This window comes from Methylovorus sp. MP688, from assembly GCF_000183115.1.
In the GTDB taxonomy this organism is placed as follows: domain Bacteria; phylum Pseudomonadota; class Gammaproteobacteria; order Burkholderiales; family Methylophilaceae; genus Methylovorus; species Methylovorus glucosotrophus.
Window position 1 is genome coordinate 2,622,160 of the sequence record NC_014733.1, and the last position, 19,547, is coordinate 2,641,706.

General features: G+C 56.9%; 17 protein-coding genes and 1 riboswitch. Of the genes, 7 read left to right on the forward strand and 10 right to left on the reverse strand.

Annotated elements, in window-relative coordinates; translation table 11 throughout:
• Positions 1 to 95 precede the first annotated feature (95 nt).
• The 8 genes from thiC to MPQ_RS12500 all read right to left on the reverse strand — a co-directional run bounded on the left by thiC (position 96) and on the right by MPQ_RS12500 (position 8,365).
• Complete coding sequence (gene thiC, locus MPQ_RS12465) at positions 96 to 1,979, reverse strand: phosphomethylpyrimidine synthase ThiC (RefSeq protein ID WP_013443319.1); 1,884 nt, start codon at positions 1,977 to 1,979, stop codon at positions 96 to 98.
• Between the two features lie 67 nt (positions 1,980 to 2,046).
• Positions 2,047 to 2,158, reverse strand: a riboswitch (TPP riboswitch).
• 137 nt (positions 2,159 to 2,295) lie between these two features.
• Positions 2,296 to 2,943, reverse strand: a complete 648-nt coding sequence (locus tag MPQ_RS12470) for a tetratricopeptide repeat protein (protein WP_013443320.1) — start codon at positions 2,941 to 2,943, stop codon at positions 2,296 to 2,298.
• Entirely contained in the window at positions 2,940 to 3,764 is an 825-nt protein-coding gene (locus MPQ_RS12475; RefSeq protein WP_013443321.1) for an SDR family oxidoreductase, read from the reverse strand. Before MPQ_RS12475 ends, MPQ_RS12470 begins: the two co-directional genes overlap by 4 nt.
• A complete protein-coding gene (locus MPQ_RS12480; protein ID WP_013443322.1) occupies positions 3,761 to 4,441 on the reverse strand; it encodes a TenA family transcriptional regulator in 681 nt (226 codons plus the stop codon). Before MPQ_RS12480 ends, MPQ_RS12475 begins: the two co-directional genes overlap by 4 nt.
• A complete protein-coding gene (locus MPQ_RS12485) occupies positions 4,428 to 5,954 on the reverse strand; it encodes an AMP-binding protein (RefSeq protein WP_013443323.1) in 1,527 nt (508 codons plus the stop codon). The genes MPQ_RS12480 and MPQ_RS12485 overlap by 14 nt, the downstream gene beginning before the upstream one ends.
• 8 nt (positions 5,955 to 5,962) lie before the next feature.
• On the reverse strand, positions 5,963 to 6,604 hold the full coding sequence (locus MPQ_RS12490) for a thermostable hemolysin (protein ID WP_013443324.1): 642 nt from the start codon (positions 6,602 to 6,604) through the stop codon (positions 5,963 to 5,965).
• 226 nt (positions 6,605 to 6,830) lie between these two features.
• Entirely contained in the window at positions 6,831 to 7,370 is a 540-nt protein-coding gene (locus MPQ_RS12495) for a hypothetical protein (RefSeq protein ID WP_015831091.1), read from the reverse strand.
• A complete protein-coding gene (locus MPQ_RS12500; RefSeq protein ID WP_041362426.1) occupies positions 7,370 to 8,365 on the reverse strand; it encodes a hypothetical protein in 996 nt (331 codons plus the stop codon). Before MPQ_RS12500 ends, MPQ_RS12495 begins: the two co-directional genes overlap by 1 nt.
• Before the next feature lie 108 nt (positions 8,366 to 8,473).
• Between MPQ_RS12500 and MPQ_RS12505 the strand changes: the two genes are divergently transcribed.
• From MPQ_RS12505 to MPQ_RS12525, 5 genes are all read left to right on the forward strand, one after another.
• The gene (locus MPQ_RS12505; protein WP_049821909.1) at positions 8,474 to 10,153 is read left to right on the forward strand and encodes a PAS domain-containing sensor histidine kinase; all 1,680 of its coding nucleotides are present in this window, start codon (positions 8,474 to 8,476) and stop codon (positions 10,151 to 10,153) included.
• Entirely contained in the window at positions 10,153 to 11,526 is a 1,374-nt protein-coding gene (locus MPQ_RS12510) for a sigma-54 dependent transcriptional regulator (RefSeq protein WP_013443329.1), read from the forward strand. The genes MPQ_RS12505 and MPQ_RS12510 overlap by 1 nt, the downstream gene beginning before the upstream one ends.
• 95 nt (positions 11,527 to 11,621) lie before the next feature.
• Complete coding sequence (locus tag MPQ_RS12515; protein ID WP_013443330.1) at positions 11,622 to 12,284, forward strand: protein-L-isoaspartate O-methyltransferase; 663 nt, start codon at positions 11,622 to 11,624, stop codon at positions 12,282 to 12,284.
• Between the two features lie 73 nt (positions 12,285 to 12,357).
• Positions 12,358 to 12,927, forward strand: a complete 570-nt coding sequence (locus tag MPQ_RS12520; protein WP_013443331.1) for an isochorismatase family protein — start codon at positions 12,358 to 12,360, stop codon at positions 12,925 to 12,927.
• Between the two features lie 6 nt (positions 12,928 to 12,933).
• Positions 12,934 to 13,539, forward strand: coding sequence for a hypothetical protein (locus MPQ_RS12525; protein WP_013443332.1), 606 nt, complete (start codon positions 12,934 to 12,936; stop codon positions 13,537 to 13,539).
• Positions 13,540 to 13,691: 152 nt separating this feature from the next.
• Here the strand turns inward: MPQ_RS12525 and waaA are convergent, their stop codons facing one another.
• On the reverse strand, positions 13,692 to 14,990 hold the full coding sequence (gene waaA / locus MPQ_RS12530) for a lipid IV(A) 3-deoxy-D-manno-octulosonic acid transferase (RefSeq protein WP_041362910.1): 1,299 nt from the start codon (positions 14,988 to 14,990) through the stop codon (positions 13,692 to 13,694).
• Positions 14,991 to 15,375: 385 nt separating this feature from the next.
• Between waaA and MPQ_RS12535 the strand changes: the two genes are divergently transcribed.
• Both MPQ_RS12535 and MPQ_RS12540 read left to right on the forward strand, forming a co-directional pair.
• A complete protein-coding gene (locus tag MPQ_RS12535) occupies positions 15,376 to 17,520 on the forward strand; it encodes an adenosylcobalamin-dependent ribonucleoside-diphosphate reductase (protein ID WP_013443334.1) in 2,145 nt (714 codons plus the stop codon).
• A gap of 69 nt (positions 17,521 to 17,589) precedes the next feature.
• Positions 17,590 to 18,309 carry a hypothetical protein gene (locus MPQ_RS12540; protein WP_013443335.1) on the forward strand — a complete coding sequence of 240 codons (720 nt, stop codon included), beginning with the start codon at positions 17,590 to 17,592 and terminating at the stop codon, positions 18,307 to 18,309.
• Between the two features lie 39 nt (positions 18,310 to 18,348).
• Here the strand turns inward: MPQ_RS12540 and MPQ_RS12545 are convergent, their stop codons facing one another.
• Positions 18,349 to 19,527: an MFS transporter gene (locus MPQ_RS12545; protein WP_238525313.1), complete on the reverse strand. Its 1,179-nt coding sequence runs from the start codon at positions 19,525 to 19,527 to the stop codon at positions 18,349 to 18,351.
• Between the last annotated feature and the right edge of the window lie 20 nt (positions 19,528 to 19,547).

The following is a 19,547-nucleotide window of genomic DNA, read 5'->3' on the forward strand; positions in this document are numbered from 1 at the left end:
ATCGTGGGGTGCATGCGCAGAGGAATCGCAAGAAATAAAAAAGCAGGCGCGAACGCCTGCTTTCCAATTCAAGGGCTTAAGGTATGCGAAAAGGGTTAAACCTTCTGATATACCTCGGAGCCCTTCTTCACGAACTCAATCGCTTTTTCCTGCATGCCCTTGCTCAGGGCTTCTTTTTCATCCACGCCCAGCTTGTCGGCGTAATCGCGCACATCCTGCGTGATCTTCATCGAGCAGAAGTGCGGGCCACACATGGAACAGAAGTGCGCCTGTTTGGCGCCTTCCTGCGGCAGGGTTTCATCGTGGAATTCCTTGGCTTTTTCCGGATCCAGACCAAGATTGAACTGGTCTTCCCAACGGAATTCGAAACGTGCCTTGGACAAGGCATTGTCGCGAATCTGCGCGCCGGGGTGACCCTTGGCCAGGTCAGCGGCGTGGGCAGCAATCTTGTAGGTGATGATGCCCACACGCACGTCTTCCTTGTCTGGCAGACCCAAGTGCTCCTTGGGCGTCACGTAACACAGCATGGCACAGCCGTACCAGCCGATCATGGCAGCGCCGATGCCGGAGGTAATGTGGTCGTAGCCTGGGGCGATATCGGTGGTCAATGGTCCCAGTGTGTAGAACGGAGCTTCACCACAGTGTTCCAGTTGCAGGTCCATGTTTTCCTTGATGAGGTGCATGGGCACGTGGCCTGGGCCTTCGATCATGCACTGCACATCGTGCTTCCAGGCGATCTGGGTCAACTCACCTAAGGTCTTCAGTTCGGCAAACTGGGCTTCGTCGTTGGCATCGTAGATGGAGCCAGGACGCAGGCCATCGCCCAGACTGAAGGACACATCGTACTGCTTCATGATCTGGCAGATATCTTCGAAATGCTCGTACAGGAAACTTTCCTTGTGGTGAGCCAGACACCATTTCGCCATGATGGAGCCGCCGCGCGACACGATACCGGTCATGCGCTTGGCTGTCATCGGGATGTAAGCCAGACGCACACCCGCGTGGATGGTGAAATAGTCGACGCCTTGTTCGGCTTGCTCAATCAGCGTGTCACGGAAGATTTCCCAGGTCAGGTCTTCGGCTTTGCCGTCGACTTTTTCCAGGGCCTGGTAAATCGGCACGGTACCAATCGGCACCGGGCTGTTACGGATGATCCACTCGCGGGTTTCGTGAATGTTTTTACCGGTGGACAGATCCATCACGGTATCGCCACCCCAACGGGTACCCCAGACCATTTTTTCCACCTCTTCGGAGATGGAAGAACCCAGCGCGGAGTTGCCGATATTGGCGTTGATCTTCACCAGGAAATTACGGCCTATGATCATGGGCTCGATTTCAGGGTGGTTGATGTTGGCCGGGATAATCGCGCGGCCACGGGCCACTTCATCGCGTACGAATTCCGGCGTAATCACCTTGGGAATGCTGGCGCCAAAATGCTGACCGGCGTGCTGGGTTTGCAGCAGTTCGCTCATGTTTTCGCGGCGCTGGTTTTCGCGGATGGCAATGTATTCCATTTCTGGAGTGATGATGCCGCGGCGGGCGTAGTGCATTTGGCTCACGTTCATGCCGGGCTTGGCACGCAATGGCTTGCGCGTCAGGTTAAAACGCATTTCGGCCAGCTTGGGGTCTTCCTTGCGTTGCTTGCCGAAGTCAGACGTCGGACCATCCAGTTGCTCGGTATCGTTACGCTCGGCAATCCAGCCAGCGCGCAGGGCGGGCAAGCCATTGCGGATGTCGATCTTCACATCAGGATCGGTGTAAGGGCCGGAGGTGTCATACACCACAACCGGTGGATTCTTTTCTGCGCCAAACGCCGATGGCGTGTCGGACAACGAGATTTCGCGGAAAGGCACGCGAATATCAGGGCGTGAGCCTTCCACATAAATTTTGCGCGATTTGGCAAATGGCTGCGTCGCACCCGCATCTACTTCGGCGGTCTCGTTCAGGAATTTGTTCAGGTTTTTATCAGTGGCGTTCATGTGATGCTCCAAAAGATGCAGGGAGCACGAACAGGCTTCACGGGGAGATGTACAGGAGGTACGGTGTGAGGCTTATCAGTGGCTTCCCTACGGCGGGATTATCCGCGTCAGGTTCAAAGGGTAACTCTCACTCTATAACCCTGATTAGATAAAGGATTAAGAGACCCCCAGCAATAGGCGAAACTTACGCGAAACCAGCAATAAAAGCAAGTTTGAAGGACTTCTGCTTGAAGGGGGCAAGCATCATAAAAAAAGGCACGGGCATGCGAAATTGCATACCCGTGCCCAAAGACGCAAGGCGCCAAGGGGGCCAGCGCTAGCGTTTCTTTTCTGCGGTCTTCAAACCTTCTTCCACATCCTGACGACGACCGGCATCGGCATCTTCACGACCGGGGCGAGCGGGTGCAGCCAGGGCTTTTTTGTAGTACTCCACGGCCTTGGCATATTCGCCCTGCCCACTCAGGAAATCGGCATAGAAGTAGTTGGGGTCTATGCCTGTGGGGTTGAGTTGCAGTGCTTTTTCCAGATACTCGCGGGCTTTTTTCTTGTCACCAAAGCCGATGGGCCAGCCTGGCACCTTGTAATAGAGCGAACCCAGCGAGGTATAAATCGAGCCATTCAGTGCATTCGGATTGATTTTCTCGGCGGCAAGCAACAGATCACGTGACTTTTCAGCGAGCTTGAGCGCGCCCAGACCACCCTTGGCCTTGGCGTAGGTACTCAGAATAATGGCTTCCCAGATCATGGGTTCAGCTGCGCCCGGATTGGCTGCACTTACCTGATGCGCTTCTTCCGACAGGGTTTTCAGCGCCGCTTCCTGCTGGGCATCGGGTATCTGGTAATTGGCATGCGCCCAGTCATGCTGCAGCTTGACGATGGCAGGGTCTACCTTGTCATCCGCATATAGCGGAGCGGCAAGCAGCGCTGTGCCGAGCAGGCAAAGCGCAAGAAAAGTGCGTTTCATTGAATTTCTCCTAAGGAATGGGAATGACGATTCACAAAAGGGGCGGCCAGGCGCGCCTGTTTTTTCATGCCGATGTTGACCAGTTTGGGCAGGGCGCTATTCAGCCAGGCAAAAAAGGATTCCGGCTGGCCGATGTAATACTCCTCGCACTCGCGGGCTATGGCACACACAATCTGGCGCGCGACGTCTTCCGGGGCATCCAGTGAAATATTGGCAGCGCGCAGCATGTGCGTGGTGGTGGCATCGTTAAGCGGAGTATCCACTGCACGCGGGGCAATGTAGGTCACCCGCACTGGTGTATCGACCAGCTCACGCCGCAGTGATTGTGAAAATCCGCGCATGGCAAACTTGCTGGCGCAATAGCTGGCGTAATGCGGAAAACCAATACTGCCGAAAATGGAACCGATGTTGACCAGCTGCCCTTGCTGCCTGGTCAAAAAGTGCGGCACCACGGCCCGGGCCAGCAAAAGCGGGGCGGTGACATTGGTCTGGATAATCTGCGCAATGCGTTCCGGGCTCTGGTCTTCAAACTGGATGAAATCCATGACGCCAGCGTTGTTGATCAGGATATCCAGTCCGCCCAGCTGTTGAATGGCAGTATCTACCACGCCCTGCGGGGCATTGGCATTTTCAAGATCAGCCACGATGGAAATACGTTCGCCGGGCATACCGCTCAGTGTATGCAGCAGTTCCTGCAATTTACCGGGGTGGCGACCCACCAGCGCGAGATGGGCGCCCTGCGACGCCAGCTCGACTGCCAGGGCCTGGCCGATACCGCCGGTAGCACCCGTCAGCAGGATACGGGCATTCTGGATATTCATGCGGCCTCCTGATACGCCGCGGGCAGGAAACGCTCACCCAGCTCGCGGAAAATATTGCCATACAACTGGTAGAACACGCGGGCACTGTGGATCAGTTGCGCTCTGTCAACCGCATCTTCAATACGGTTGACCAGGCCTTCGTAAAAAGCGGTGTGCCCGACATCCAGCGCGCCATGCGAAGTGAGATAGGTGAAGCTACCCTTGCCCAGGCCCAGGCTGGTACGGATGGCTTCGCCTGCCTGAGTTGCCAGCGCGGTACTGGTACCTTCCAGCACCAGCACCATGCCGAAGAAGCCGATCGGATTAACACGCTGTATGGTGTCGTGGGCATAGGCCACCATGATCTCGGTAGCCAGGCCGGGCTTGCCATGGCGCACGGCTTCGGCATCGCCACCACTGGCCTTGATGTCATTCAGAATCCACTCCTGATGCCCCAGCTCTTCTTCAATATACTCGGCCACCGCCTCGCGCAGCCACTCATAACGCTCCGGCAGGCGCGCACCGCAGGCCATCAGCAGTGGCACGGTATGCTTGACGTGGTGATAAGCCTCGGTCAAAAACGCGATATACGCATCCAGGCTCACCTGACCGCTGCCACCCGCACGAATCAAGGGCAGGCTGAACAGCGCATTTCGTTGCGACTCTGTCGCAGCAAGCAATTCATCATAAAACTTCATGGTGCTCTCTTTCATATAAAGGATTTATACGCGCAGCATATTGCTGCCAGATGGCATCGCGCCGCAGCCTGCCATTCGGGGTGAGCTGCTGGTTTTGCGGGCTAAAAGGATGTTCAGCCAGAATCCATTGCTGCACGCGGGCATAGTCCGGCAGCGTCTGATTGGCTTGTTGCACGGCAGCTTCAATCTGCGCCGTTATATCGCCGGGTACACGCGGCACAATCACCGCCACGCTCCAGGGGCGCGCCTCGCCAAACACGGCAACCTGCGCGATCAACGGCGACAGGGCCAGTTCGCTTTCCACCCATTCCGGCGACACATTGCGTCCGTATGAGGTGATGTAGATATTCTTTTTGCGGCCCGTGATGTGCAAATAGCCATCCTTGTCCAGATAACCAATATCGCCGGTAGGCCAGTACGTGACATGCATGGCTGGCTGGGCGGCATAGCCAAGCAGGGTGCTGCCTGCCACCAGCAGTTCGCCATCACTGGCAAATACCAGCTGAACGTGGGGAAGCAACTTGCCCACGCTACCCGGGCGCTGTTGGCCGGGCGCATTAAACGCCACCACCGAAGCACATTCCGACAAGCCATAGCCCTCGCATACCGGCAGGCCCAGCTCTGCTGCGCGCTGCAGCAAACGCGGTGCCACGCGGGCGCCACCCACGGCAATCAGGCGCAAGCTCGCAGGGGGAACCCAGCCAGACTCGGCGGCCATGACCAAGGCACGCAACAGCTCGGGAATCAGCAGCAATGTGGTCGGATTGGTTTCCTGTATGGTGCGCAGCAACTGCGGCACATTGAGGCCAGACGCCCCACTCAAGCCCACACGGCTAGATGAATACAAGGTCGTGGTCGCCCCAACCAGCAATGGCAGGTAAAGCCCGGCAATGTTTTCCAGCAAGGTCGACAAGGGCAGGATGCTGAGATGACTATCCTCGGCGGAAGCCGCCGTGGCATTGGCGAGCGAGCGGCTGACCTGCTCCATGGCCTGCGCGCTGAGGCATACACCTTTGGGCTGACCCGTCGTGCCGGAGGTATACGTCACCTTTGCCGTGCCAGCTGGCAAGGCTCTGGGTTCGGGGTTTTCAAACTGCAAGCGGCTGACCAATTGCCCGCCCACCAGTTGGTGATGCTTGCGGACGATGCGATAACCCTGTGCCAGCAACAGTTGCTCCATGACCATGGGCTGCTGGCAGAACAAGGTATCGATGCCAGCATCCTGTATGGCATGCATGATTTGCTGCGGCGAGAAAAATCCAGGCAAAGGCACGACTGGCAGCTGCAGTTGAAGGCAAGCCAAATCAAGCACGGCCCAGGCAGGGTCATTCTCCATGGCAATCGCCACCGCCTGTGGCCGCTCTTGTGGAAGACCGGACTGTTGAATGAACGCCGCTGCTGCATTGATTTCAGCAGGGAGCGCTTTATACGCGATGCTGAAGTGGCTGCCACGCAAGGCCGTATGGTCTGGTCTGGTTTCTGCGTGCTGCTGAATGGTGGTAAGAATAGACATGGCAGCTCCTACTGCATGCGACGCACGGCAAGCACTTGCGGTGCATTGTCATAATAACGACCCCAGTCAGGGCGCTCTTCGGCGGGCAAGCGCTGAATATCGGCGGCCCCCAGATGCACCAGCTGCATGTTCAGCTTGAGCAGGGCATTGCGCAGGGCTGGCGTGGCGGTAAACACCGCCCACTCGGCCTGGCTGCCATGCAGATAAAGGCTGACGCTGGCGAGCAGATGGCGAATATGCACAGGCTGAAATACCGCCAGATTGCCCACCTCCAGAATCTGGTCGCGCGCGACCTGCTTGCCGGTCGCGGCACTCAGGATCAAGTCGACCGGCTGATCGAGATAGGTTTCCAGAAACAGGGGCTGCTCGGCTGCATGTCGCACGCCACATACTGCATGCAAATTGCCCTCGTCATCGCGCAGGCTCATCAGCGTCGGCATGAAATGGCGTATGCGCGCGCCATGCACCAGTCGGAACACGCTGCGCACAAACTGCTCCAGCTCGGCGCGATCCTGCGCATCCGGCCCGGCCAGTGTGGTTTGCAAGCCACCCGCCATATGCAAGGGCACAATCGCTTGCTGGCGCTTGGTCGTATATGACTGATGCGCTTGTGTTATTTTCTGGGGATCAAAGCTCGGTGCCGGCAACATGACGACTCTCCTGTAGGTAGTAGTCATCATGTCGCAATCGGCATGCCATGTTAAAAAAATGGAAACTATATTTTATAAATCAAATACTTATATATTTAATTGCGAATGGTCGAAGCGCAGGAATTGTCAGGTGCAAGCCAAGACCATACAAAAATTGCAGGGTTTATCGCGCCAGAGAGGTTACGGCCCTCGCGATTGATCAAAAAAATCGCTATGCGGCAAGCACTTAAGGAGGGCAGCTCAGGGCCGGCGGGCTAGTGGTAAACGATCCATCTCCCAACAGCCAGGCAACGGCTTTGACCCGGGAATCCACCTTGCAGGCGTCGACATAGCCTATGCCACCCGGTGTATCCGCCACATAGCGCAGGACCGCCTCTTGCGAGGAAACCACATGCGGCGGCGTAGTGCCGTGGTAATACACTTCGTTCCAGTATTCGGCTTGCGTCTCGGGCAAGCTGCCCAGCACGCGCTGCGAGAACTGTCGCCGCTGGGGACTATCGGTCGGCAGGTTCACCGGCTGCATGCGCACACCTTCTGACCAATACAGTTTTTTGCGCCAGTAAATCAGCGAGAGATCAACCAGGCTGCCTATCTTGCCGCTCTGCGTCTTGGGCACCACCACCGCCAGCGTATCCGCAGGGCCTGCCAAAGGCTGGCCCATGGAAAGCATGCCGGCGAAGACGAGCGCGAGCACCGCCATGCACGGACGTGACACCCACACCGTCAGAAGGTCTCGATAGCGCAACATGCCAGGGCGGGAGAGCATCAGAACAGGATGGCAAACGAAGTAAACAGGCCCTTGGGCGCGTCGGCACGCTCTTCATCGCCACCCACATACTCGAGCTTGAACACCCGGTTAGGCTGCAAGCGCCAAGCGGTGCCTACGACCCAGCGTTCGGCCGAGCCTTCTGCCGGGCGCTTGAAGTTTTCCAGCCGACCGACGGCAAACCAGCGATTGCCCAGAGGCGCTACCGCCTGCAGATAGGCGCCACTGCCGCCATCGCGGTTATTGCTGTAGTAACGCTGATAGGCTTCTCCGCTGAACTCCCAGTCGTCGTGCTTGACCATGAAGTCGGCCCCCATTAGCCGGAACTGCGGCGTGCCGGGGATATCCTCGGTAAATTCCATCAGGGTCAGGCCAAGATTAAGCTTGCCGGTAAAGGCAAACCGCGCGCCGTGGGTATCGCGATACTGAATCTCGTCGCCGTCCAGATGCTGGTCTTCCAGCGCCTCCATGAAAAACGTGTATTCAAAGGCACGGTTATCAAACGACTTGGCACCATACAGCATGATGCCGTTGGTAGATTGCGGAAACAGGCGGCTGGTCGCCAGCGGGCGCGTGGTGGTCCACACCAGCGGCGCGGCATGGATAAGATTCCAGCGGCCAGCCGGGGTCAGGAAGCGGCCAGCGCGCAGATTGTATTGTTCGGAAATGTTGTAATCGAGGTAGAAACGCTCCAGGTCTATCCTGGCGCCATCGTTGGTGAGTCCCTCCCCGGACTTCCAACTCACGGGTTTTTCCTGCTCAAGTTCGGCGAAAAACCGCCAGCGGCCTTCGCCTTCCCAGCGCAGCAAAAAGCTCACCTCTTCCAGGCTGGCTTCGGATTTACCACCGGGATGCACATTCAGATAGGCACTGGAATAACCGCCCAGCTTGAAGCCATCGAGAAAACCGCCTGCCGTATCGTCCGCCGCAGCAGACTTGCAGAGGCTGAGTGCGACGACTACACTCAACACCCCATAGCAGCTTAATGCACGCATACATTCCCCAGCGTATGAATCACCAAAAATACACCTTCCCTTGCCTCAGGCGCGCTGCGTTTTGCGAAGAGCGCCTGATGCCGATTTGCGGATTCTCGCACTGAAATCATGCTCAGCAAAGCGCTACCGATACGATACATCCTGTTAGGAGCGTTTCTACTGGCAGGTTTGCTGCCCACCCTGCTGATTACCGGCATGGCGTTTTACGAGGCCAGAAGCGCCCTCAAGACCGAAATCAAGCGTGACATGACCACGCGCGCGATCGCCACGGCCGATGAAGTGGATCGCATGATGTTTGAACGCTTGCAGAACGTGGCCTCGTGGAGCCAGCTCGAAATCATGCAGGAAATCCGCATTGACGATGTCGACAAGCGCCTGTCCAAATTCCTGAGCGACCTCAAGCAAAGCTACCGCGATATTTATGTTGAGCTATATGTGGTCAACAACCAGGGCATGATTGTGGCATCGAGCAATATCCAGCGCATTGGCCAGCCTCACAAGCCCATCCAGCCCTGGCAAAAGGCCAGCCTGCCGCAAACGCAGATCAGCCTGGGGGCGATAGACCATGACCGCTTGCCCATACTCGCCACCATCTACAGCACCTCCACCGAAGCGCCGGTCGGGCAACTGGTGGCCGTGTTCGACTGGCTGCAGGTGCAGCATGTGCTGGAAAGTGCAGTCACTGGCCGCAGTGCCGCCGCGCTCTACGATAATCAGCAGCACCTCCTAAGCAGCACCAGCCGCTGGCATGCCATTCACCTGGCAAAAAAACTGAGCAGCCACGCCAAGACCAATGGTTACCAGAACTTTGCCGGTTTCGACTGGCGCGTGGACATTCTGCAAAACCGCGCCCAGGCCATGACGCCGGTGCGTCAGATGGCGTTTATCTTCCTGGCCCTGCTGCTGGTGACCGTGGCGCTGGCGACGCTGATCGCCGTGCCGGTCGCCCGCGCCATTACCCGCCCCATCGCCAAACTGACGAATTTTGCCCTGGGCTTTATGCGTGCACCGAGCAATTTGGCTCCGCCGCGCGGTGGCCCGGCCGAGATTGATGCCATGTCACACGCCTTTGCCCGCATGATCGAAGACCTGGAGCGCTCCAAAGAAAACCTGACGCGCGCCGCCAAGCTCGCCGTGGTCGGTGAAATGGCAGCCGCCATGAGCCATGAAGTGCGCACGCCGCTAGGCATTTTGCGCTCCTCAGCGCAGGTGTTGCTGCGCGAACCCACCCTCAGTGAAGAAGGCCGCGAAGTATGCGGGTTTATCATCAGCGAAACCGAGCGCCTGAACAAACTGGTCTCCACCCTCATCGACTCGGCCCGGCCACGCCTGCCCAATTTCACGCCCGTAGACATCAGCCAGCTGTGCTCCCAGTCGGCCGCCATGTTGCGCATGCAGGCCGAGAAAAAACATATCGCGCTGGAAACCCAGCTGGATGCAGGCCTGATTGCCATCTGCGACCCGGAACAGATGACACAGGTCTTGCTCAACCTGCTGCTGAATGCCATTCAGGTGTTGCCGGAGGGCGGCCGTATCGTGCTGGGTAGCAGCACAGCCGGTGAGCATGCCTGCATTACCGTATCTGACAATGGCCCGGGCATACCCGAAGAACAGCGCGAGCAGGTATTTGACCCCTTCTTTACCAAGCGCAGCGGCGGTATCGGCCTCGGCCTGTCCGTCGTCCGGCAGATTGTGCAAGCACACCATGGCAACATACGCGCCGGCACCAGCACGCTGGGCGGCGCTGAATTCCGTATTTTGTTACCTCTTTCCGGAGTAGAAAACTAATGTCCCCCCTCAAACGCATCCTGGCACTGGACGATGAACCCAATATGCGCCGCTTGCTGGAGATCAGCCTGCGACAAGCCGGTTACCAGCCGGTAGTGGCCGAAAATGGCCGGGAGGCGCTGGATATCCTGCGCGAAGGCGGCGCTGACCTGGTGGTGAGTGATTTGCATATGCCGGTGATGGATGGCCTGCAACTGCTGCAAGCCATGCAGAAGGAAGGGCTGCAAGTGCCGGTGATCATCGTGACGGCGCAGGGCGAAATCAGCACCGCCGTGGCGGCCATGAAGCTGGGCGCGTCGGATTACATTTTGCGGCCGTTTGACCTGGAAACCCTGGAAATTGCCATTGAGCGTGCGCTTTCGCTCAGCCGCCTCAAGCTGGAAAACCAGTTCCTGCGTGAAGAGGCGCACGGCGATGACGGTATGGTCGGCCAGAGCCCGGCCATACAGCGCGTGCAGCAAGCCATCCGCCAGGTCGCCCCGGAAAAAGCCACCACCCTGATCGTCGGCGAGACCGGTACCGGCAAGGAGCTGGTGGCGCGCGGTGTACATCAGCTTTCGCCGCGCAAGGATGCGCTGTTTGTCGCGGTGAACTGTGCCGCCATCCCCTCCGAAATGCTGGAGTCGGAGTTATTTGGTCACGAACGCGGCGCTTTCACCGGCGCCATCAAGGAGCGCATAGGCAAATTCGAGCTGGCCGATGGCGGCACCTTGTTTCTGGACGAAGTGACGGAAATGCCGGTCAACCTGCAAGCCAAACTGCTACGCGCCCTGCAGGAAGGCGTGATCGAACGCCTGGGCAGCAACCGCGCCACCGCCGTGGACATCCGCGTGATTGCTGCGACCAATCGCGACCCGATGCAAGCCGTCAAGGAGGGCAAGCTGCGCGAGGATCTGTATTACCGCCTGAATGTGTTCCGCATAGACCTGCCACCCTTGCGCGATCGCAACGGCGATATTCCCCTGCTAGTGTCGCATTTTCTGCAGAAGCGCCAGGCCAGTATCAGCGAAGCTGCCCTGTTTGCGCTGCAATCGTATGCGTGGCCAGGCAATGTACGCGAGCTGGAAAACGTGCTGGAACGCGCATGCATCGTTTGCGGCAAATCCGCCATTGATCCGCAACACCTGCCTGCCGATATTCTCAGCGCCAGCCCCTTGCCAGCATCTGTTTCGCCGGACAATGCCACTGCCGTATTATCGTTGCCACTGGCTACCGAAGCGCTGGAGAAAAAACTGATTGAAGCCGCCCTGCGGCAGAGCAAAGGCAATAAAAGCCGGGCCGCCAAGCTGCTGGATATCAGCGAGCGTTCGCTGTGGTACAAGCTCAGCCGTTACAAGCTGGATGATGAGCCAGCATCTGATTCAAGTCATTGAAATCAGCCAGAGAAAACGGGATTGAACCGTATTGATTGAAACTCGGAGTGCAGGCGCTATAATCAAGCACTCACTGACCATGCGACGGAAGCAAGATGATGCATAAGGATGTAGAACAAGCACGTTTTAACATGATTGAGCAGCAGATCCGCACATGGGAAGTGCTGGACGCCCGCGTACTGGACCTGTTAAGTCAGGTGCCGCGCGAGGATTTTGTGCCGGAACAATATCGTGGTCTGGCGTTTGCTGATCTGGAAATTCCCATCGGCGCTGGTCAGCAAATGCTTTCACCCAAGATGGAAGGCCGCATCGTGCAGGCGCTGGAAATCAGCAAAACTGACCGCGTGCTCGAAATCGGCACCGGCAGTGGCTACCTGACCGCCCTGCTGGCAACACTCGCCAAGGAAGTGGTCAGCCTGGAAATTCATGCTGACCTCAGCGTTGCCGCCCAACGCAAACTGCAACAGCACGGCATACACAATGTGAACCTGGAAATTGCCGATGGCAGCCAGGGCTGGGCCAATGGCGCACCGTATGATGTCATCGTGTTCACCGGCTCGCTACCTTTGCTGCCCGTGATTGCCGAACAGCAACTTGCCATCAACGGTCGCCTGTTTGCCGTGGTAGGCGAAGGCCCTGCCATGGAAGCCACCATGATACGTCGCGTCAGCGCCGACAGTTTCCGTCACGATGTGCTATTTGAAACCTCGGTGCCTCCTCTGCAAAACGCGCCTCATCCAGCTCGCTTCGAATTCTAAGCTCCTGCATGCGCGTTTATGAGTATCAAGTGCTCATGCGGGTAGCGTGCCAGTAGCGCGCACAGGGTAGATCATGAACCCCATGACCAAGCCACCCCACCTTGCCCAGCGCCACTTGAGCCAAGTGGTAGTGATTGATGTGCAGCAAAAGCTTTGCGCCGCCATGCCTGCCGACGAAGCAGTAACGGTGGTTCGCAACATTGGCATATTGCTGCAGGCAGCTGCGCTGCTGGATGTTCCACCGCTTTATACCGAGCAATATCCGCAAGGCCTGGGGCCCACAGTCGATGCCTTGCAGCCATGGCTGGGCAATGTCCCCCGCATCGAGAAAACTGTATTTTCATGCTGGCAGGCATCGGGCTTCCGTCAGCATCTGACGACCGACAGGCCGCAAGTCATACTCACCGGCATGGAAGCGCATATCTGCGTATTGCAAACCGCGCTTGACCTGCAAGCCCATGGGCATCAGGTGATCATCGCGGCCGATGCAGTTCTCTCCCGCCGCAGTGCCCACAGGGAGAATGCCTTGCAGCGGCTGATGCAAGCTGGCGTCATCGTCAGCAATACCGAGTCTATCGTCTTTGAATGGCTGGGCGCCGCGGGCAGCGATGCCTTCAAGCAGATCAGCAAGCTGATCCGTTAACTGACCATGTCGTTTGCAGGCCTTTCCTGGCGACGTCTTGCGTTTATCCTGCTGATCGCCTGGGGCGCCTATCACCACTGGCAGCAACGTGCCGAGCAGCATGGGCCGGGCGTCATCGCTGCCGACAGTCCGCAGCAGCAGAGCATCTCTCACCCAAGCTCCTTTTTGCTTAACAACTACACCATTACCCCATTGGCAGACTTCAGCCTGCAAGCCCGCGTACTCTCCACCCAGCGTTACCAGCTGGACCGTGCCGCGCAACTGGCACCCGTAGATCTGGCGCTTGGCTGGGGCCGCATGTCGGATGAGACGGTGTTATCCCAGATCAGCATCAGCCAGAGCGGTCGCTTCTATTTCTGGCGCGTTGAGCAGTTTCCCATCCCGCGCGAAGAAATCCAAAGCCATAGCGCGAACATGCATATGGTGCCTGCCGACGACACCATTGCCCAGCAACTGAAATCCATACGAGTGGGGCAGCGCGTGAGTATTCAGGGCCAGCTGATTGAAGCCAAAGGCGCCGATGGCTGGACCTGGCGCAGCTCGCTAACCCGCACCGATACCGGCAATGGTGCATGCGAACTGGTGCTGGTGAAATCACTCACTGTGGAGTGAGCATGAGGCCAGGCATGGAACCCAGGTAGGGATAGAACCAAGTTTGGATGGGAGCCCACAGGTCGCCGGAGAAAGCGGATGGTTGGATTTGAATCTACCTTGATCGGTAGTGGTGAAACTGAACAGCAGCCGGGTTACGTCATCCGGATTAACTAATGGGTTTGCGGTGCAATGTAGCGCGCCACCAGCTCACACACTTTGTGCACGGCCCCGCCGGCACTGCGGCTGAACTCAATCGCCGCCCACCCCATGGCCTGCCTGGCCTCAGCATCGCCCAGCAAGCGCTGCATGGCCTTGGCCAGTTCTCCGGAGTCGCGCACGCGCCAGGCGGCACGATCCGCAATCGCAAACTCGGCGGCGGCTTCAAAATTAAAGGTATGTGGCCCGACCAGCACGGGCTTGCCCATGGCGCAGGCCTCAATCAGATTCTGCCCACCGTAGGGCAGCAAACTGCCACCGATAAACGCCAGATCGCAAGCCGCATAGTAGGTAAACATTTCCCCCATGCTGTCGCCGAGGATCACTTCAACATTCAGGGCTGCGGCCTCTTCTGCGGTGACATGCGCCAGCCGCGAGCGCTGCAGGTAGGAAAACCCGCGTTTTTTCAGCAACTGCGCAACTTCCGCAAACCGTTGCGGATGGCGAGGCACCAGTATGGTCAACAGCTGCGGCACATCGGCCGCGCGTATGGCATCCAGAATCTGCTCTTCTTCGCCTTCGCGCGTGCTGGCCGCCAGAAACACCGGACGATTGCGCCCGACCAGTTCGCCCAGCCGCTCGCGCAGCGCGGTTCCCAGCGCATCTGCATCAGCAGGGGGTTCTACATCAAACTTGAGATTGCCGCATATGCTGACGTTTTTCGCGCCTAGCGATTGCAGACGCTGCTTGTCCTGCTCGGTCTGGGCAGCAATGGCACTCAGGCGTGCCAGGCCTTGCTCGGTGAGCCTGGCCACCTTGCCATAGCCATGGGCGGATTTAGCCGACATGCGGGCATTGACCAGCAACAGCGGAATCTGGCGTGCATGGCAGGCTGCAATGAGGTTGAACCACAACTCGGTTTCCAGGATCAAGCCTATCTCGGGCTTGAAATGGCGCAGGAAACGGGCAACCGCCCCCGGCGTATCGTAAGGCAGGTAAACGCGGTCTACCTTGTCGCCAAACAGCTGCTCGCTGGTGACGCGGCCGGTAGGGGTCGTATGGGTGAACAGGATGCGGTGACGTGGATAGCGCGCCTGCAAGGCCAGCACCAGTGGCGCAGCAGCACGGGTCTCGCCCACCGATACGCAGTGCAGCCAGATCACGGGTTGCGCCGGCACGCCACGATAAAAGCCGAAGCGCTCGCCCCAATGGTGCAGATACTCTGGCTGGCGCCGCAAGCCACGCCATAACAGCTTGATGGGGGCAAATGGCAACAAGCCATACAGCAATAGGGTATAGAGGAAACGAGGCATAAGGCTATTTTCGCACATATCCATCCTGCATTTCATCCTGGATCACATGCGACGCCTCATGACAGGGGAACAGCGCTGAAACGGGCATGCAGCAATGCCTGAAAAGGTCAATATCACGAGCAAAAATTTATTTTTCCGCTCGTTAGCAAGGGCTCACCTTTACGCTAACGCCTGCCCGCTGGCGTCTTGTCATTTGATGCACAAAAGCAGGCACTGAAATGGCGCGGATGCACCGAAAAATCTGCTTGACCATCACAAGGAAATGACATAATTTTGCACAAAAGCACAATATATTGTGGTCTTGCCTTAAATCAGACCTAGAAGGCCAGGCCTAAAATAACCAGCTTGATTAACCCATCAAGCATCGCCACAAGGAAGGATCCCCATGCTAAAAGCTGTGAAAGCTTCAGACAACGCCACGCAAGAAGTCCCCATGCAACCGGTTTCACTCGACATCTGGGACAAGAAATATCGCCTGAAGACCAAGCAAGGCGATCATATCGATGCGGACATGGATGACACCTACAAGCGTGTTGCCCGTGCATTGGCAGATGCTGAAGAAACCGATGCCAAGCGCAGCTTCTGGTATGAGCGTTTTCTTTGGGCACTGCGTCGCGGTGCCATCCCCGCCGGCCGTATTACCTCTAACGCTGGTGCGCAAGAGCACAAGCCCGCGACCAGTACCATCAACTGCACCGTGTCCGGCATTATTGAAGACAGCATGGATGGCATTCTGGAAAAAGTGCACGAAGCTGGCCTGACCCTGAAGGCTGGTTGCGGCATTGGCTATGAATTCTCCACGCTGCGCCCCAAGGGCGCATTCGTGGCCGGTGCTGGCGCTTACACCAGCGGCCCGCTGTCGTTCATGGATATCTACGACAAGATGTGCTTCACCGTTTCCAGCGCTGGCGGACGCCGTGGCGCGCAAATGGCGACCTTTGATATTTCGCATCCGGATGTCACCGATTTCATCAAGGCCAAGCGCGAAGCTGGTCGCCTGCGCCAGTTCAATCTGTCGACCCTGATCACCAAGGAATTCATGGAAGCGGTAAAGGCGGATGCCGAGTGGAAGCTCGCATTTCCTGTCACCGAAAAAGAAGCCAATCAGGACAGCCTGAATCTGGAAGATCCTACCCAGGTGGTATGGCGCGAATGGCCCGTCAAGAACAAGTACCTGACCCGCGAATCTGACGGCAAAGTCGCTTGCCGCGTGTACAAGACCATCAAGGCGCAACGTCTGTGGGATGTGATCATGTCCTCCACTTACGACTTCGCCGAGCCAGGGTTTATCCTGATCGACCGCGTCAATGAAATGAACAACAACTGGTTCTGCGAAAACATTCGCGCAACCAACCCCTGCGGTGAGCAACCACTGCCACCTTACGGCGCCTGCCTGCTGGGCTCGGTCAACCTGACCAAGTTCGTGCGTGAGCCTTTCACCGACAAAGCCTGGTTTGACTGGGAAGAGTATCGTGAAGTGGTCGCCACATTCACCCGCATGCTGGACAACGTGGTGGAAGTCAACGGCCTGCCACTGCCACAACAGCAAGCGGAAATCATGCGCAAGCGCCGTCATGGCATGGGCTATCTGGGCCTGGGCTCTACCCTGACCATGCTGAAAATGAAATACGGCGATGACGCATCGCTCACCTTCACCGAAGAAGTGACCAAGATCATGGCCGAAGTGGGCTGGCAAGTCGGTGTGGAACTGGCCGAAGAAAAAGGCCCGGCACCGATCATGGACGAAGAGTTCGTGGTGACTGCTGACCTGCTGGCAAAACGTCCGGAAATGGTCAAGGACGGCATCAAGCTGGGCGACAAGGTCAAAGGCAAGGTATTGATGGGCCTTTACAGCCGCTACATGCAGCAGTTCCCCGACAAGCTGCGCAAGCAGATCGCCAAGAATGGCGTGCGCTTTACGCACCACAGCTCGATTGCGCCAACCGGCACCATCTCGCTCAGTCTGGCCAACAACGCCAGTAACGGCATTGAGCCATCCTTCGCTCACCACTATGCTCGCAACGTGATCCGCGAAGGCAAGAAGTCCAAGGAAAAGGTCGACGTATTCTCGTACGAGCTGCTGGCTTACCGCGAGCTTATCAATGCCAGCGCCATGCCTTTCTCGGATAAACCCGAAGAGCAGTTGCCGGAATACTTCATGGACTCCTCCACCATCAGTGCCAAGGCACACGTGGACATCCAGGCCGCCGCACAGAAGTGGATCGACAGCTCCATCTCCAAAACCATCAACGTCCCCACGGACTACGACTTTGGCGATTTCAAGGACATCTACCTCTACGCCTACGAAAAAGGCCTGAAGGGCTGCACCACCTTCCGCTTCAACCCGGAAGCCTTCCAGGGCGTGCTGGTCACCGAAAAAGACCTCGAAAACACCACGTACAAATTCACGCTGGATGACGGCTCGGTAGTCGAAGTCAAAGGCAATGAAGAAATCGAATACGACGGTGAAATCCACTCAGCAGCCAATCTGTATGACGCGCTGAAAGAGGGTTACTACGGCAAGTTTTAATCGTAGCGCGTGAAGCGCTACGGTATGGGCACGGGATATCGATCCCTGCCCGACTGACAGGAGAACAATATGGCTATCAAAATAGAAAAAAAGATCACCGGCTACAGCGTAGTCACCGAAGAAGACAAGGCCAAGGAAGCCGCAGCCGCCGCTCAGCAAGAAGCGCATGAGCAGCAAGCAGCCCAGAAAATGGCCCAGATCGTGCAACTCGGCGAGCCGCTCAGCCGTCCGGAAATGCTGGTAGGCAACACCTACAAGATCAAGACCCCGGTCACCGAGCACGCGCTCTACATCACGATTAACGACGTGATCATGAACGAAGGCACCCCACAGGAACACCGCCGCCCATTCGAAGTCTTCATCAACTCCAAAAACATGGAGCACTTCCAGTGGATCGTCGCCCTCACCCGCGTGATGTCCGCCGTGTTCCGCAAGGGCGGCGACGTGACTTTCCTGGTCGAAGAGCTACGCAGCGTGTTTGAACCCAGCGGCGGCTACTTCAAAAAAGGCGGCAAATTCATCCCCAGCCTGGTGGCTGAAATCGGCGAAGTGCTGGAGCAACACTTCTACCAGATCGGCATGCTGAAAAAACCCGGCCTGGACGAACACCAGAAAAAACTGATCGAGGAAAAGAAAGCCGAATACCTCGAAAAACACGCTAACGAGCCAAAGAACGAAGAGGGCTTTCCACCTGGCGCGCAGCTCTGCAACAAATGCAACACCAAAGCCGCCATCGTCATGGATGGTTGCCTGACCTGCCTCAATTGCGGGGATAGCAAGTGCGGTTAATGTGATGTGAAAAGCCCGCGATTGCGGGCTTTTTTGAGTTCAAGGACGTATCAATACTTTTTGATAACTTGATGGTGAAAAGCGAAGGGCCAAGAATCCCATCATGAATGTTGCGATGAACATTCCCTCCCACGCATAAGATAGGCTGGCAAACTCCTCTCGTACCCAACCGGCCAGAAATGGCATGAAACTGGCAATAATATAGCCCCCTCCTTGCATAAACGCCGCCAAATCAGCAGCCATTTCTGGGCTATCAATATGGTCCATGGCCAATATTAAGGACAATGGAAATAGCGCACCTATACCCAATCCCAACAAGATCGTCGCCAGCAAAGCCATCTGGAGAGGGTACTCATGTAATACAACTAAGCCGGCGAGTGTAAAAAACAAGGCCGCAATAAGAAGTGGACGGCGATCATGGAATTTTCCCACTAATGCAGAGATTGCAAGACCGGAAAGGACTTCTGTCATGGTCAATCCAGCGAGTAGATCGCCCGCCATTTTGCGATCCTGTCCAAGCTCTACATAAAAAGGCGGCAGCCACGCGAGGATAAGGGTATAGGCCCCCGTATTGACCCCAAAAAACAGCATGAGCGTCCAGGCTCTTGAGTTACGCCAAAATGAATACCTGGAAATCTTTTTTTGCTCTCTGTTCGAGCCGGATTTTTCACTGATGAAGAACCACCAGATAAGCAAGGCGAGTAGCGCTGGCAGAACCCAGATCCCCAATGCTGCTTCCCATCCGAATTGGACACTGACTCTAGGGGTAACGGCAGCTGCAATGGCAGCTCCACTCATGATACCCGTGCTGTAGAGGGCCATCATATTGCTTGATCTGGCCCCGGAGGTTTTTTTGATGAAGCTTGGCAAGAGGGCTTGAATCAAGGCAATCCCCACACCGACCAAAACCGCACTCACTAACAAGCCATCAGCAGAATGATGGAGCACTCGACTGCCGCAAGCCAATGCCACCAAAAACATTCCTGTCGTAACACCATTCACTTCGCCCAAAAACTGGCGGAGAGGTCGGCCTAATAGAGCTCCCACCCCCATCAAAAAAACGGGCAACGTGGTCAACAGCCCCGCGCTAGCTGAACTTAGGCCGGATGAATGCTCAATCAAATCCAGCAATGGGCCGAGAGAAGCCATGGCAGGACGTAAATTAATAGCGATTAAAAGGATAGCCGCGACTAACGCAATTCGATTTGTATTCATCATGCACCCATTCTGTATTCTGA

Coding starts and splice junctions, on each gene's coding strand:
- thiC (WP_013443319.1), bottom strand. CDS start 1,979: ATGAACGCCACTGATAAAAACCTGAACAAATTCCTGAACGAGACCGCC.
- MPQ_RS12470 (WP_013443320.1), bottom strand. CDS start 2,943: ATGAAACGCACTTTTCTTGCGCTTTGCCTGCTCGGCACAGCGCTGCTT.
- MPQ_RS12475 (WP_013443321.1), bottom strand. CDS start 3,764: ATGAATATCCAGAATGCCCGTATCCTGCTGACGGGTGCTACCGGCGGT.
- MPQ_RS12480 (WP_013443322.1), bottom strand. CDS start 4,441: ATGAAGTTTTATGATGAATTGCTTGCTGCGACAGAGTCGCAACGAAAT.
- MPQ_RS12485 (WP_013443323.1), bottom strand. CDS start 5,954: ATGTCTATTCTTACCACCATTCAGCAGCACGCAGAAACCAGACCAGAC.
- MPQ_RS12490 (WP_013443324.1), bottom strand. CDS start 6,604: ATGTTGCCGGCACCGAGCTTTGATCCCCAGAAAATAACACAAGCGCAT.
- MPQ_RS12495 (WP_015831091.1), bottom strand. CDS start 7,370: ATGCTCTCCCGCCCTGGCATGTTGCGCTATCGAGACCTTCTGACGGTG.
- MPQ_RS12500 (WP_041362426.1), bottom strand. CDS start 8,365: ATGCGTGCATTAAGCTGCTATGGGGTGTTGAGTGTAGTCGTCGCACTC.
- MPQ_RS12505 (WP_049821909.1), top strand. CDS start 8,474: ATGCTCAGCAAAGCGCTACCGATACGATACATCCTGTTAGGAGCGTTT.
- MPQ_RS12510 (WP_013443329.1), top strand. CDS start 10,153: ATGTCCCCCCTCAAACGCATCCTGGCACTGGACGATGAACCCAATATG.
- MPQ_RS12515 (WP_013443330.1), top strand. CDS start 11,622: ATGATGCATAAGGATGTAGAACAAGCACGTTTTAACATGATTGAGCAG.
- MPQ_RS12520 (WP_013443331.1), top strand. CDS start 12,358: ATGAACCCCATGACCAAGCCACCCCACCTTGCCCAGCGCCACTTGAGC.
- MPQ_RS12525 (WP_013443332.1), top strand. CDS start 12,934: ATGTCGTTTGCAGGCCTTTCCTGGCGACGTCTTGCGTTTATCCTGCTG.
- waaA (WP_041362910.1), bottom strand. CDS start 14,990: ATGCCTCGTTTCCTCTATACCCTATTGCTGTATGGCTTGTTGCCATTT.
- MPQ_RS12535 (WP_013443334.1), top strand. CDS start 15,376: ATGCTAAAAGCTGTGAAAGCTTCAGACAACGCCACGCAAGAAGTCCCC.
- MPQ_RS12540 (WP_013443335.1), top strand. CDS start 17,590: ATGGCTATCAAAATAGAAAAAAAGATCACCGGCTACAGCGTAGTCACC.
- MPQ_RS12545 (WP_238525313.1), bottom strand. CDS start 19,527: ATGATGAATACAAATCGAATTGCGTTAGTCGCGGCTATCCTTTTAATC.